The 12,870-nt window shown below is 72.6% G+C and carries 12 protein-coding genes and 2 tRNA genes; 11 read left to right on the forward strand and 3 right to left on the reverse strand.

Annotated elements, in window-relative coordinates:
- Positions 1 to 126 precede the first annotated feature (126 nt).
- The 6 genes from ACWCHM_RS01265 to ACWCHM_RS01290 all read left to right on the forward strand — a co-directional run bounded on the left by ACWCHM_RS01265 (position 127) and on the right by ACWCHM_RS01290 (position 5,551).
- Entirely contained in the window at positions 127 to 3,123 is a 2,997-nt protein-coding gene (locus ACWCHM_RS01265; RefSeq protein ID WP_204957864.1) for a UPF0182 family membrane protein, read from the forward strand.
- A gap of 144 nt (positions 3,124 to 3,267) precedes the next feature.
- Complete coding sequence (locus ACWCHM_RS01270; protein WP_204957865.1) at positions 3,268 to 3,777, forward strand: SigE family RNA polymerase sigma factor; 510 nt, start codon at positions 3,268 to 3,270, stop codon at positions 3,775 to 3,777.
- The gene (locus ACWCHM_RS01275; RefSeq protein WP_454221291.1) at positions 3,767 to 4,711 is read left to right on the forward strand and encodes a hypothetical protein; all 945 of its coding nucleotides are present in this window, start codon (positions 3,767 to 3,769) and stop codon (positions 4,709 to 4,711) included. Before ACWCHM_RS01270 ends, ACWCHM_RS01275 begins: the two co-directional genes overlap by 11 nt.
- Positions 4,712 to 4,767: 56 nt before the next feature.
- A tRNA-Met gene (locus ACWCHM_RS01280) sits at positions 4,768 to 4,841 on the forward strand.
- Positions 4,842 to 5,055: 214 nt separating this feature from the next.
- Positions 5,056 to 5,129, forward strand: a tRNA-Met gene (locus ACWCHM_RS01285).
- A gap of 224 nt (positions 5,130 to 5,353) precedes the next feature.
- On the forward strand, positions 5,354 to 5,551 hold the full coding sequence (locus tag ACWCHM_RS01290; protein WP_204957867.1) for a hypothetical protein: 198 nt from the start codon (positions 5,354 to 5,356) through the stop codon (positions 5,549 to 5,551).
- A gap of 36 nt (positions 5,552 to 5,587) precedes the next feature.
- Here ACWCHM_RS01290 and ACWCHM_RS01295 read toward each other — a convergent pair whose 3' ends face one another.
- Entirely contained in the window at positions 5,588 to 6,919 is a 1,332-nt protein-coding gene (locus tag ACWCHM_RS01295; RefSeq protein WP_281894355.1) for an ABC transporter substrate-binding protein, read from the reverse strand.
- A gap of 134 nt (positions 6,920 to 7,053) precedes the next feature.
- Between ACWCHM_RS01295 and ACWCHM_RS01300 the strand changes: the two genes are divergently transcribed.
- Positions 7,054 to 7,887, forward strand: a complete 834-nt coding sequence (locus tag ACWCHM_RS01300) for a phosphoribosylaminoimidazolesuccinocarboxamide synthase (RefSeq protein WP_454221292.1) — start codon at positions 7,054 to 7,056, stop codon at positions 7,885 to 7,887.
- A gap of 45 nt (positions 7,888 to 7,932) precedes the next feature.
- On the opposite strand, the gene ACWCHM_RS01305 is transcribed toward ACWCHM_RS01300, so the two are convergent.
- Together ACWCHM_RS01305 and ACWCHM_RS01310 are read right to left on the reverse strand one after the other, a co-directional pair.
- Positions 7,933 to 9,939 carry a hypothetical protein gene (locus ACWCHM_RS01305; protein WP_454221293.1) on the reverse strand — a complete coding sequence of 669 codons (2,007 nt, stop codon included), beginning with the start codon at positions 9,937 to 9,939 and terminating at the stop codon, positions 7,933 to 7,935.
- Between the two features lie 15 nt (positions 9,940 to 9,954).
- Positions 9,955 to 11,001, reverse strand: coding sequence for a WXG100 family type VII secretion target (locus tag ACWCHM_RS01310; protein WP_454221294.1), 1,047 nt, complete (start codon positions 10,999 to 11,001; stop codon positions 9,955 to 9,957).
- Positions 11,002 to 11,248: 247 nt separating this feature from the next.
- Here ACWCHM_RS01310 and ACWCHM_RS01315 point away from each other — a divergent pair, with 247 nt between their 5' ends.
- From ACWCHM_RS01315 to ACWCHM_RS01330, 4 genes are all read left to right on the forward strand, one after another.
- The gene (locus tag ACWCHM_RS01315) at positions 11,249 to 11,608 is read left to right on the forward strand and encodes a WXG100 family type VII secretion target (protein ID WP_239484979.1); all 360 of its coding nucleotides are present in this window, start codon (positions 11,249 to 11,251) and stop codon (positions 11,606 to 11,608) included.
- 78 nt (positions 11,609 to 11,686) lie between these two features.
- Positions 11,687 to 11,977 carry a WXG100 family type VII secretion target gene (locus tag ACWCHM_RS01320; protein ID WP_088644222.1) on the forward strand — a complete coding sequence of 97 codons (291 nt, stop codon included), beginning with the start codon at positions 11,687 to 11,689 and terminating at the stop codon, positions 11,975 to 11,977.
- Positions 11,978 to 12,087: 110 nt separating this feature from the next.
- Positions 12,088 to 12,489, forward strand: coding sequence for a YbaB/EbfC family nucleoid-associated protein (locus tag ACWCHM_RS01325; protein WP_281894344.1), 402 nt, complete (start codon positions 12,088 to 12,090; stop codon positions 12,487 to 12,489).
- Positions 12,482 to 12,853, forward strand: a complete 372-nt coding sequence (locus ACWCHM_RS01330; protein ID WP_454221295.1) for a hypothetical protein — start codon at positions 12,482 to 12,484, stop codon at positions 12,851 to 12,853. The genes ACWCHM_RS01325 and ACWCHM_RS01330 overlap by 8 nt, the downstream gene beginning before the upstream one ends.
- Positions 12,854 to 12,870 lie beyond the last annotated feature (17 nt).

Here is a 12,870-nt window from a genome sequence, read left to right on the forward strand (position 1 = left end):
CGGGGCCACGCCGGGGACACCGGGGCGACCCGGGCACGACCTGACCCGACACGTTCAGGAACACCCCGTACTCTGGGTGCCTGTCCGGAGCCGATCACATCGAGCGTGCGGAGCCAAACAGTGGCCATGCGTAGCAGCCCCCTGCCGAGGATGAGTCGGCGCGGACGCGTCACCATCGGGGTCCTGGTCGGGGTGTTCCTCCTGTTCACCCTGCTGGGCTGGGGGGTGCAGGCGTGGACCGACTGGCTGTGGTTCGACGAGGTCCGCTACACCCAGGTGTTCACCGGTGTGCTGCTCACCCGGCTGCTGCTCTTCCTCGCCGTCGGGTTCGGCCTGGCCGCGTTCGTGGGCGGGAACCTGTGGCTGGCGTACCGGCTGCGGCCGAAGCTGCGCCCGCACTCGCTGGAGCAGGCCACCCTGGAGCGGTACCGGATGCTGCTCACCCCGCGCATCGGCACCTGGATCAGCCTCACCGCCGTGGTGCTCGGCCTGTTCGCCGGGCTCTCCGCGCAGGGCCGGTGGAGCCAGTGGCTGCTGTTCCGCAACGGGGGCGACTTCGGCGTCAAGGACCCGGAGTTCGGCATCGACGTCGGCTTCTACGTCTTCCAGCTGCCGTTCTGGCGCTACCTGCTCGGGGTCGGTTTCACCGCCGTGGTGCTGGCGCTGATCGGCGCGCTGGCCGTGCACTACATCTTCGGCGGGGTGCGCCTACAGGGTGTCGGCGACCGGATGACCAACTCCGCGCGCGCCCACCTGAGCACGCTGGTCGCGGTCTTCGTCCTGCTCAAGGCCGTGGCGTACGTGCTGGACCGGCGGGCCATGCTGCTGGAGTACAACGAGGGCGCCAAGCTGTACGGCGCCGGCTACGCCGACGTCAACGCGCTGCTGCCGGCCAAGGAGATCCTGGCGTACATCTCGGTGGTGGTGGCGATCGCCATCATCGTGTTCTCCAACGCGGTGATGCGGAACCTGGTCTGGCCGGGCATCTCGCTGGCCCTGCTCGGGGTCTCCGCCGTCGCGATCGGCGGCATCTACCCCTGGGCGGTGCAGACCTTCGAGGTCAAGCCGAGCGCCCGGGACAAGGAAGCCCCGTACATCCAGCGCAGCATCGACGCCACCCGGGCCGCGTTCGGCATATCCGACGTGCAGACCGAGGGGTACGCGGCGAGCAACCTGGTGCCCCCGGCCAGCCTGGCCACCGACACCTCGGTGGTGCCGAACGTCCGGCTGCTCGACCCGCAACTGGTCTCCGAGACGTACACCCAGCTCCAGCAGGTCCGGGGGTTCTACGACTTCGGCCCCAAGCTGGACATCGACAGGTACTCGGTGGAGAACAAGACCTCCGACTACGTGGTCGGGGTCCGCGAGATCAACTACGGCGAGCTGACCGACCAGCAGAACAACTGGATCAACCGGCACACCGTCTACACCCACGGCTACGGACTGGTCGCGGCCCCGGCCAACCAGGTGGTCTGCGGCGGGCAGCCGTACTTCGTCTCCGGCTTCCTCGGCGAGAAGGCGCAGGAGGCGTGCTCCTCGCAGGCCGAGCAGATCCCGGCCAGCCAGCCGCGGATCTACTACGGCGAGCGGATGCAGCCCGACGACTACGCCATCGTCGGCCAGACCAGCGCGGACAAGGACGTCGAGTTCGACCGGCCCACCCCGACCACCGGCGGCGAGCAGTACTACACCTACACCGGTGAGGGCGGCGTCGAGATCGGCTCGTTCACCCGCCGGCTGCTCTACTCGATCAAGGAGCAGGAGACGAACTTCCTGCTCTCCGAGGCGGTCAACGACAACTCCAAGCTGCTGTACGTGCGTAACCCCCGGGACCGGGTGGAGAAGGTCGCGCCGTTCCTCACCCTCGACGGCGACCCGTACCCGGCGGTGGTGGGCGGCAAGGTCCAGTGGATCATCGACGGCTACACCACGGCCGCGACCTACCCGTACGCCGAGCGGATCAACCTCCAGCAGGAGACCACCGACGAGTTGACCAACCGGGGCACCTTCCAGCTCGCCCGGGAGAACGTCAACTACATGCGCAACTCGGTGAAGGCCACCGTCGACGCGTACGACGGCACGGTCCGGCTCTACGAGTTCGACGACGGCGACCCGGTGCTCAAGGCATGGAACAAGGCGTTCGGCGGTGACCTGGTGCTGCCCAAGAGCGCCATCCCGGCCGACCTGGCCGCCCACTTCCGCTACCCGGCCGACATGTTCAAGGTGCAGCGCAACCTGCTCACCAAGTTCCACGTCACCAACCCCGGCGACTTCTACTCCGGCCAGGACTTCTGGCAGGTGCCGAACGTGCCGGACGCGCCGGACAGCGGGCAGAAGCAGCCGCCGTACTACCTGTTCACCCAGTTCCCCAACCAGGACGCCCCCCGGTTCCAGCTCACCTCGGCGGTCACCCCGAACGGCAGGCAGAACCTCGCCGCGCTGATCTCCGGGTCGTACGTCGACGGGCAGCCGAAGCTGGAGGTGCTGGAACTGCCCGACCAGACCCGGATCTCCGGCCCGGTGCAGGTGCACCAGCAGATGACCAACAACGCGACCATCCGGACCGAGCTGAACCTGCTCTCCTCCAACCAGGCCCAGGTGCAGTACGGCAACCTGCTGTCCCTGCCGTTCGGCAACGGGATGCTCTACGTGGAGCCGGTCTACGTCAAGAGCAACCAGCAGGACGCGTACCCGCTGTTGCAGAAGGTGCTCCTGTCGTACGGCGACGGCGGCTCGTACGTGGTGCTGGCCAACAACGTCACCGACGGCATCAAGCAGCTCGTCGAGCAGGGTAAACGGGCCGGGCAGGGGACCACCCCGCCACCGGGTGGCGAGACGCCGCCGCCCTCGGGCGGCACCCCGCCGTCCCCCTCGCCGACGGCCTCGCCCGGGGCGAGCAGCCCACCTCCCGCCGCCGACCTGGCCGCCGCCACACAACGGGTCCAGGCGGCGATCGCCGAGGTCAAGGCCGCGCAGGCGTCCGGCGACTTCGAGCGGTACGGCCGCGCGTTGAAGGCGCTGGACGAGGCGATCACCGCCTTCCAGCAGGCCCAACAGGGCAACCCGGCGGGCACGTCCAGCGGTAACCCGCCCGCCACACCGACGCCGTCCGGCGGCGGCTGACCCGCCTGGTCCCGCGTCGACGGGGCCCACGATCCGTACCGGGATCGTGGGTCCCGTCGTTTTTCCGACCGGTTGTCCCGCAACCTCACGATGCCGCTGACCGTCTCCAGTGCAGTGGCCGGGACGGGGGGACGTGGTGCGGGCATGAGGGACGAGCGGAGTTTCGACGAGTTCTACCGGAGCACCTCGGCGCGGACCCTGCGCTACGGTCACGCCGTGGCGGGCGACCACGGTGAGGCGCAGGACCTCGTCCAGGAGGCGTACGCCCGCGCCTGGCGGCAGTGGGGCCGGCTGGCGCAGCACCCCGCGCCGGAGGCGTGGCTGCGGCTGGTGATCAGCCGGCTGGCCGCCGACCGGTTCCGCCGGTTACGCAGCTGGCGGACGGCGCTGAGCCGCACCGGGCCACCGGAGGACGTGCGGCCACCCGGCGAGGACACCGTGCTGCTGGTGGCCGCGCTGCGGCAGCTACCCGCCAACCAGCGTCAGGCGCTGGCCCTGCACTACCTGTTCGACATGCCGGTGGAGGAGATCGCCCGCGAAGCCCGGGTGCCCAGCGGCACCGTGAAGTCGTGGCTGTCCCGGGGGCGGTCCCGGCTGGCCGAGCTGCTCCCCGGCGTCTCGGCGAAGGAGTTGGAGGTCAACGATGTCGCGTGAGCTGCACCGTTTCTACCAATCGTTGGCGCAGGACACCGACCCGGGCGGCCTGGTCTCGCCCGACCTGGTCCGTCGGTACGCCGACCGGCGGGCCCGGCTGCGGGCGGCGGCCGGGGTGCTGGTCGTGGCGGCCCTGGTGGGCGGGACGGCGGCCGGCACCCGGTTCGTGCTCACCGCCGCGCCCGGCCCGCCCGCCGGGCCGCCGGCCTTCCCAACCACCACCGCCGTGTCGGTGCCCGCCCCGGCGGTGTCGCCGGCGGCGACGGTGACCTCCGTCCCGGCCGCGTCCGCGCTCACCGGTTCGGCCGGCCGGTCGTCGGCCGGCCCGGCCAACCCGGCCGTCACGTCGCCGTCCGACCAACCGCCGACCGCGATCCCCGACGCGGCGTTCTTCACCCTCGCCGCGGCCAACGACACCGGAATCCGGGCGACGTTCGACGCCGGCCCGACGCTGCCGCAGCTCTGCGGCGCGCACCCCGGCGACTCGGGTGTCGTCCAGCGCCGGGGCCGCGCCCTGGCCTTCCGGTACGCCGACACCCCGAAGGGGTACGTTCCGGACGGCAGCTACCGGCACACCATCACCGTCTACCGGTCTGGTCACGCCGGGGAGGCGCTCGGCGAACTGCGGGCGGCGGTGCGGGACTGCCCGATCCAGCAGTCGTCGGACACCCCGGGGGTGACGTCCCGGTACCGGCTGCTCGGCGGGGGCGGCTACGGCGACGAGTCGGTGCTGTTCGAGCTGCGTCGGTCGTACTCCGAAGGGGCGGGTGACCCGGCCGGCGGGGAGGAGGTCCGGCTGGTCCGGGCGATCCGGCTCGGGGACGTGGTGACCGTGCTCTGGGAGCAGGGCTGGGAGGGCACGTCCAGTGACCGGTCGCAGGTGGACGCGGACAGCGGGCGGGCGGTGGACGCGTTGCGGGCCTGGTTGGACTGACCGCCGGGCGCCGTTTTGCGGGCCCGGGGGTCGGTAGGCTACGGTTAACCAGCCGACGCGGGGTGGAGCAGCTCGGTAGCTCGCTGGGCTCATAACCCAGAGGTCGCAGGTTCAAATCCTGTCCCCGCTACTCGTTCGACAGGCCCCGGAGTTCGTCTCCGGGGCCTGTCGCCGTTTCCGTCGACGGGTCCGCCGTCGTGGGGTCGGAAACCGGCGTACCGCGGCCGGCGGGTGGGGTGGCACGGACGGCGGTGGTCTCCGGCGGGCGTCCTGAGCTGGGTGGACGCCGGATCGGGGGGCCGGCCGATCTCCGTCGGGCGGATGGGTTAGGCTTAACGGGCCGACGCGGGGTGGAGCAGCTCGGTAGCTCGCTGGGCTCATAACCCAGAGGTCGCAGGTTCAAATCCTGTCCCCGCTACTCGTTCGACAGGCCCCGGAGTTCCTCTCCGGGGCCTGTCGCCGTTTCCGCCCCGGCATCGTTGGGCCCGCGCCGGTCTCCGGGTATCCGCGTCCGGAAACCGCCCCGGGCTTCGGCGTGCCGGAGTTGCCGGCCTCGGTCAGGATGAGGGCATGTCTACTGAGATCAGGACGTCAACTCCGATTACATGGTGGGGCCGGCTGAGCGCGGTCCTCGGCGCGGTCGTGCTGTCGGTCTTCGTGCCGGTGGCCGCGTGGGCGTCCACCGGCACCGGCGAGTTGGTGGTGGAGGCGGCCCGGCGACGGTCCAGGGCCGGCGGGTTCGGCGTCTTCGGGCTGCTCTGCTGCCTGGTGGTCGTCGGCGGCATCGTCCTGCTGGTGGTGCTGCTGACCCGCAACCGGCGCAACCGTCCGCCCCGCTGACCCGCGACCGGCGTCACCGCCCGCCCCGCCGACCCGTCACCGGGCCAGGGCCGCCTGGGCCCGGGCCATGAACTGTGTCGTCGCCGCCCGCGCCCCGGAGCGTCCCGCGCGGATGCTCCGGGCCGCCTCGGTGAGCAGGGCCCGCACCTCGTTGTGCCCTCTCGGGGGTGGCGCGGGCGCGGGGCCGACCTGCTGGTGCAGTGCCTCACCGAGGGCGGCGACCTGTTCGGCCAGCGGATCGTCGAGGGTCTGCACGACCGCCTGGCGTACGGTCAGGCTGGCCGGCAGGCCCCGCTCGGTGCCGAGCAGCCGGCCCACCTCCACGCTGCCGGTGAGGAAGTCGACCACGTCGGCCACCACCTGCGGGTGCCGGGTGCCCCGGAACCCGGCCCAGTACATCGACGCCCGGTCCCACTGGGCGGCCCGGGGGCCGGGGAAGCCGACCAGGGCCAGCTCGTCCCTGCTGTAGCGCTGCAACTCGGGAAACTGGTGCGACCAGGCGAACGAGGCGGCGGTGTGCCCGCTGACCACCAGTTGCCGGGCCGGCTCGCCACCGTCGGCGCGGTCCACCAGGGCGGCGGCCGGGGTGGCCCGTTGGCTGCGGGCCCGCTCCCAGAACTCGAACCAGTCCAGCAGCGCGGCCGAACCGAAGCCCAACTGGCGACCCTGGTAGAACCGGGTGCCCAGCCCACGCAGCCACAGCCACAGCGCCCGGTGGTCGCCCGACGGGTCCATCGAGCCGGCGACCCGGCCCCGGCCGGCCCGGGTCACCCCGGCGGCCCAGCTCAGATAGTCGGCCCAGGTCATCGAGGTGGTCGGGGCGGCGACCCCGAGCCGGTCGAGCAGGTCGCGGTTGAACACCACGGCGGGGTGGGTCTGCGCGGCCGCGACGCCGTACACCCGGTCGTCGATCTTCCCGTAGTCGATCAGGCCGGTCGGCAGGGTGTTCAGGTTGATCCGGCCGTCGTCGACATAGCCGCCGAGGTCGAGCAGGATGCCGCGCTGGGCGTAGTCGCCGAGCATCGAGTCGTCGATCTGGAACAGGTCGGGCGCGTTGCCGCCACCGGCCTGGGTGGCGAGCCGCTCGTAGTAGCCGCCCTGCCCCTGCCAGGTCACCCGGAAGGTGACCTGCGGGTTGCGGGCCGAGTACAGCCGCAGGGCCCGTTCGGTGGCCTCGGCCCGTCGGGTGCCGCCGTACCAGAAGACCGACAGCTCCACCGGGCCGTCAGGCGTCGGCGACTCCGCCTCGCCGCCGCACCCGCTCAGCCCGCCGGCGGCCAGCACCGGGACCCCGAGCAGTGCGCCGAGCAGCCGCCGCCGGGCCGGGTCGACGCCGGGCCGGACCAGCGGGGGACGCACAGCGGACACGTGGTGCTCCTGGGGACGGTCGGGCCGGTAGCCGGACCATTCACGCAGGTGGCGCGGCCGGGTGTCAACGCCCGCCCGCCGGCCGCCCGGGTGGGCGACCCGGCCGGCGTGGTCCCCGTGGTGTACTAGGGCACGTGGAACTTCTGCACTCGGGCAAGGTCCGGGACGTCTACGCGGACGGCGAGGACCTGATCCTGGTCGCCTCCGACCGGATCTCCGTCTACGACGTGGTGCTGCCCACCCCGGTCCCGGACAAGGGACGGCTGCTCACCGCCCTGTCGCTCTGGTGGTTCGAGCAGCTCGCCGATCTGGTGCCGCACCACGTCGTCTCGACCACCGACGTGCCGGCCGAGTTCGCCGGCCGGGCGATCCGCTGCCGCCGGCTGGACATGGTGCCTGTCGAGTGCGTCGCCCGGGGCTACCTGACCGGTGGCGGCCTCAAGGAGTACGAGCGCACCGGCGCGGTTTCCGGCGTGCCGCTGCCGCGTGGCCTGGTCGAGGCGTCGATCCTGCCGAAGCCGATCTTCACCCCGTCGACCAAGGCGCCGGCCGGGGAGCACGACGAGCCGATCACCTTCGCCGACGTGGTGGACAAGGTGGGTGCGGAGACCGCCGAGCGGCTACGCCAGATCACCCTGGACGTCTACCGGCGGGGTGCGGAACTCGCCGCCGACCGGGGCATCCTGGTCGCCGACACCAAGATCGAACTGGGCTGGGCGGCGGACGGCACGCTGGTCCTCGGCGACGAGGTGCTCACCTCGGACTCCTCCCGCTACTGGCCGGCCGAGTCGTACCAGCCGGGCCGCACCCAGTTCTCCTACGACAAGCAGTACGTGCGGGACTGGGCGACCAGCAGCGGCTGGGACAAGCGGTCCCCCGCGCCCGAGGTCCCGGCCGACGTGGTCGAGGCGACCCGGGCTCGTTACGTCGACGTCTACGAACGGTTGACCGGCGAACGCTGGTCCTGACCTACCGCGTCCCGGCCGGCCCGTGGCGGGCCGGCCGGAACGCGCTCAGTTGCCGCCCAGCGCGGTCTTCGGTTCGGCCCGGTAGGAGCGGTCCTCGGCCTGCTTGCCGAGCACACCACCACCCGGCGTCTCCACACTGAACACCTGCTCGTCGGTGACGATCCCCGGACCGTCACCGGGCCCCTCCCGGTCGTCCCGCTTCGCGGCGGTGGTCCGCCGGGGCGTCAGCTCCGGCGGCACCGGCTGCCCGCCGCGCGCCCGCCGGGGTGCCGGCTCGGCCGCCGGCCGGCCCCGCAACGCGCCAGGCACCTCCTCCAGCCGGGACACCCGCCCCCCGGACAGCGGCGCGGCCGGCGCGTCCAGCACCGGTGCGGTCGCCTCCGACCGCCCGTCACCCAGCCAACCGCCGCCCGGCGTCGCCGGTTGCGCCGCACCGGTCCGGTCCCGGCGCTTCGAGCGGGGCGACCCGGTCACCCCGGCACCCCGTGCCGAGCTGCCCAGCACCGGCGGGGCGGTGCCCGGCCGGGTCGGCGTCGAGGCGTCGCCGGCCTGCGTACCGGCGGAATCGCCGGACGTGCGCCGCGCGTCCGGCCGCCGGTTCTGCAACACCGGCGCGGTGGTCTCCCCGGCCGGCCGGCCGAACAGGTCCTCGTCGCCGGCACCCGCACGGACGGTGCCCCGCCGGGCCGGGTCCGCCTGCTGCCCGCTGCCCGGCCGGCCGGAGGCCGGGGAGTGCGGGGAACCGGCCGGGGTGCCCCGGGCACCGGTCGGCGGGGCCGCCGTCGACCTGGCACCGGGGCCCCGCAGCCCGTTCGGCGGCGCAGCCCGGCCGCCGGTCGGTGGCGGGGTGGCGTTCGCGCCGGGGGACCGCAGCGACGCCTGGGGCGGCTCGCTGACCGCCGGCGCTCCGGCGCCACCGCGCAGCACGCCGCTGCGCAGCCCGGCACGCTCACCGGCGAGCCCGTCGAGGCCCGGCGGCCGGGCCAGCCCGGCCCGGCCCGCGCCGGTGGCGTTGGCGGTCACACCGCTCAACCCGGGTGCCCCGGTGGACAGGCCGGGTGGCGGTGCGACCAGCGGCGGCGGCACCACCGGCGGCGGCGTCACGGCGGGACCCGCCCGCCCGTCGGTCCCGGGCGTCGGTGCCGGCGCGCCGGCCTCCGGTGGCGGCCGGAGGGTGTCCAGCACCTGTCGGGCCAACTGGTCCGGATCACCCGGACGGGGCACCGGCCGCACCGACGCCGGTGGCGGGGTCGTCCCCACCCCCGGCGGGCGGGCACCGGGCGGCCCCACCGGCGGCGGCGCGCCGACCGGCCCGCGCCACGGCGGGTGACCGACCGGGTTGAGCACCGCGTCCATCGGGAAGAACGGCGGACCGTGCCCGCCGCTGACCTTGCTCAACGTGTCGAAGTAGTCGTCGGCGGTGCGTCGGGCCAACTCCTGGGCCCGGCGGTTGTACTCCTCCTGCTTCTCCTGCACCGCCTCGGCCTCGGCCGCCTGGATGCCCTTCTCGCCGTCGTACAGGCCCAGGGTGAAGCCCTGCTTGAAGCCCTCCGAGAACTGCGTCCAGCCGTCGGAGTTCTTCGCGTCGTCGATGGCCTCCCGGTATTCCGTCCAGAGACGCTCCATCTCGGCCCGGGAGTCGCGGGCGATGCCGACCATCGCGCGCAGCGCGGTCACGTTGTGCTGGGCCGCGTCCATCCACTCGTCGAGGTACGCCAGCGTCTTGCCCGGCCCCGCCTTGAGGAACGCGTCCCGGGCCTGCGGTGACTGCCAGTGCTCGTCGTGCAGGGTCTGGCTGGCCGACAGCAACTGCTGGTGGATGCTCTGCAGCAGGTTGTAGGCGTTCTGCCACTGGTCGGCCAGCGCCGAGATGTCCTCCGGATGCTGCCCCAGCACCTGCTGGCGGACCGCCTCGATGGTGGCCCCGCCCTCGCCGCCCGGTGCCGGGGTGAACTTCAGGTCCGGGTTCTCCGGCGGCATGACGTACCGGGTGCCCTCGCCGCGCGGGCCACCGTGCGCGTACGTCGCCTGGGCACCCCAGTAGTCGGCCATGGTGTCCTCCCGGGCTCAGATGCCGTAGTCGTGCTGCTTGATCTCGTCCAGGGCCCGCTTGGCGGGGGATTCGGTCAGCTCGGCCGGGTCCACCCCCTCGGTGTCCTCGCCGATGTGCAGCTCCTGGGTGACGGTGCCCTTGCCGTCGGTCGTGGTGATCGTGTGCGTCCCGTCGGCGTGCTGCGCGTCGACCCGGGTGGCGGTCGGCTTGTCCCCGGCGTCGAGCTGCTCGCTGGTCACCGTACGGCTGCCGTCGACGCCGTACGACGTGGTCTCCCGGCTGCCGCCGGTGCGCCGGCCCTCGGCGTCGGTGTTGGTGGTGGTGACCACCGTCGAGTTGCCGGTGACGACGGTGGTCGTCCGGCTGGTGCTGCTGTCGAGCACCTTGCCGGTGGCGTCGGTCGTGGTGGTGACCGTCTCGGTGCCCACGCCGCCGGGCAACGACCGCTGCACGATGGTGCGCACCACACCGCCGGGGCCGAGCGCGGTGAAGGTGATGCTGCCGTCCGGGGCGACCCGGGGCTGGCCCTGGTCGACGAACTGCTCGGGGGTCGGCGCGACGCCGGCCTGACCGCTCGACACCGTTTCGAGGTACTGGTCCCACCAGGTCTTTCCGGAGACGAACGGCGGCAACCCGGCGGGACGCGGCGCGTCGGCCTCGCCGAAGGCGAACCGGACCGCGTCCAGCGAGGCTGCCGACCAGCCGTCGGTGTTGGCGTAGGCGTCCGCCACCGTCTGCGCGGCCATGCCGATGTTGGTCAGCGCCGCGCCCAGGTAGGTCAGGTACTGCTGGAACTCGGCGTAGTTGAGGGTGAGCTGGGTGCGGACGTAGACGCCCTCGGGCAGCGCGGCGCCCTCCCAGGCGCGGTGCGGCAACTGGCCGAGCTGGCTCAACCGACCGCCGTGGCTCTGCAGATTTTCCTGGATGACGACCATGTTCTTGCCGTAGTCGACCAGCCCGTCCGGATCGACGTCGACGGGTTTCTGGTCGGCCAGCCAGTCGGTCCGGGTGTTCTGGTCGGTCTCGTGCTGGTACGGGTTGCTGCCGTCGTCCTGCGCCACCGAACCTCCCCTGGTGCGGCGGGCCCCCGCCGGGTCTCACCGGAAAACGCCCCGAGCGTAACCGCTGCCGACCACCGGCGGGACCCGGTACCACCACTGTCGACGCACCGACCAGCCACTTCGGACGTAGTGAGGTGGCCCGATTCGTTGCGGGGCGCTACCGTCAGGGTCGGCCATGACGGCCACCACCATCAAGGGGACGCTTCCCTGACCGGGGGGCGCAAGCAGAGGAGCGGGTGAGTCCACCTTGACCGACACTCCTGGACTGGGTCAGGTTCACGCCACCCAGGAACAGCTGAACCAGATGGCGACGCGCTGCAACGACACCGGTGAGGGCCTCGCGCTGGGCATGGCACGGCTCATCGAACGGGTGCAGGCCCTGGGCGGCAGCGGCATGCGCGGCTCGGCCAACAACGCGCTTCAGGACGTCTCCATTCAGCTCAACGACGGCCTCAAGAAGATCATCTCGGCGCTCGACGAGCTGTCCGGCAAGATGACCAGCGCCGCCACCCAGTACGGCATGAACGACGAGGACGCCGCGACCGAGATCCGCCAGGCCGCCGCCGAGACCGGCGACGCCAGTGTGATGAGCATCCTGCGCGGCTGACGCCGCCGGTATCCGCCGCGGCACGTCGACCCGCCCGGGCGACCCGTGCCGCTGTGACCAGCGAAAGGTGACCTTCCAGTGAGCAGTCCCATCACCTACAACTTCGCCCAGATCTCCGACGTGGCCACCGCCATCGGCACCTACCAGGGCCAGATGGACGGCAGCCTCCAGGACCTCTACACCCAGTTCACCCAGCTCTTCGCGCAGGACTGGCAGGGGCCGGCGGGGCAGGCGTGCGACGAGGCCCGGCAGAAGTGGAACCAGGGCGCCACCGAGATCAAGGAGGCGCTGACCCGGGTCGGCGTGAAGCTCGGCGCGTCGGCCGAGCGGATGCAGCAGGTCGACCAGCAGATCGCCGCCGGCATGTGACAGTCCGGTCCGCCGCCCTCCCGGCCGGGAGGGCGGCGGACCGGCGGGGCGGCCGGTGCCGGGCCGCCCCGGCTAGGCTGCCCGGCGGAAGGGACCTCGGGGGAGGGACGATGGAGGAACGACCGAACTTCGGCGCGTTGACCGCCATGATCGGTGACCTCAAGAAGGCCTGGTCCGGAATGGACGACGTCCAGCGCCGGATGCTCCGGGTGACCGGCACGGCCTGGTCGGACGACCGCACCGTCAAGGCGGTCGTCGGCCCCCGGGGGCACCTGCTGGAGCTGGACATCGACCCCCGGGTGTTCCGTAACCCCAACTCCAAGGCGCTGGCCGCCACCATCGTGGCGACCGTCCGGCTCGCCGTCGAGGACGCCGCCGAGCAGTCCAAGGAGATCCTCGACGACAGCATCGCCCCCGACCTGCGCCGGCTGGCCCCCGGCGGCGCGCAGCTGGAGAAGCTGCTGCACAGCCACGACGCCGACGTGCGCCTGAAGGGGGACGACGATGAGTAGCTTCGTCGAGATCAAGACGAGCGTCGCCGACATCCTCGGCATCGCCAACCGGCTGCGGTTCGCCGGGCAGTCGATGTCCAGCACGATGGGTGACAGGTTCCGGGCGATCACCACCCTGGAAGGCACGCCCGGGACGCTGCCGCGCGACGAGTTCACCAACGAGTTCCTCAAGACCTACCACAAGTCGGTCGAGGTTTCCGACGGCGGCGGGCAGCAGATGAACGAGGCGATCAAGGCCACCGTGCCCCAGCTCGGCGAGGCGATGGACAAGCTCGGCGCGTACGTGGCCGACGCGATGTGGAGCTACACCGGCACCGACGACGACAACGCCACCGACATCGACCGGGCCGGTGGCCGGCACTGACCCGAGGCGGCCGGCCG

Source organism: Micromonospora sp. SCSIO 07396 (assembly GCF_053667945.1).

Excerpts from the sequence above, each read along its gene's own strand:
- ACWCHM_RS01305 (WP_454221293.1), bottom strand. The coding sequence starts at position 9,939 with ATGGCCGACTACTGGGGTGCCCAGGCGACGTACGCGCACGGTGGCCCG.
- ACWCHM_RS01330 (WP_454221295.1), top strand. The coding sequence starts at position 12,482 with ATGAGTAGCTTCGTCGAGATCAAGACGAGCGTCGCCGACATCCTCGGC.
- ACWCHM_RS01265 (WP_204957864.1), top strand. The coding sequence starts at position 127 with ATGCGTAGCAGCCCCCTGCCGAGGATGAGTCGGCGCGGACGCGTCACC.
- ACWCHM_RS01275 (WP_454221291.1), top strand. The coding sequence starts at position 3,767 with ATGTCGCGTGAGCTGCACCGTTTCTACCAATCGTTGGCGCAGGACACC.
- ACWCHM_RS01325 (WP_281894344.1), top strand. The coding sequence starts at position 12,088 with ATGGAGGAACGACCGAACTTCGGCGCGTTGACCGCCATGATCGGTGAC.
- ACWCHM_RS01270 (WP_204957865.1), top strand. The coding sequence starts at position 3,268 with ATGAGGGACGAGCGGAGTTTCGACGAGTTCTACCGGAGCACCTCGGCG.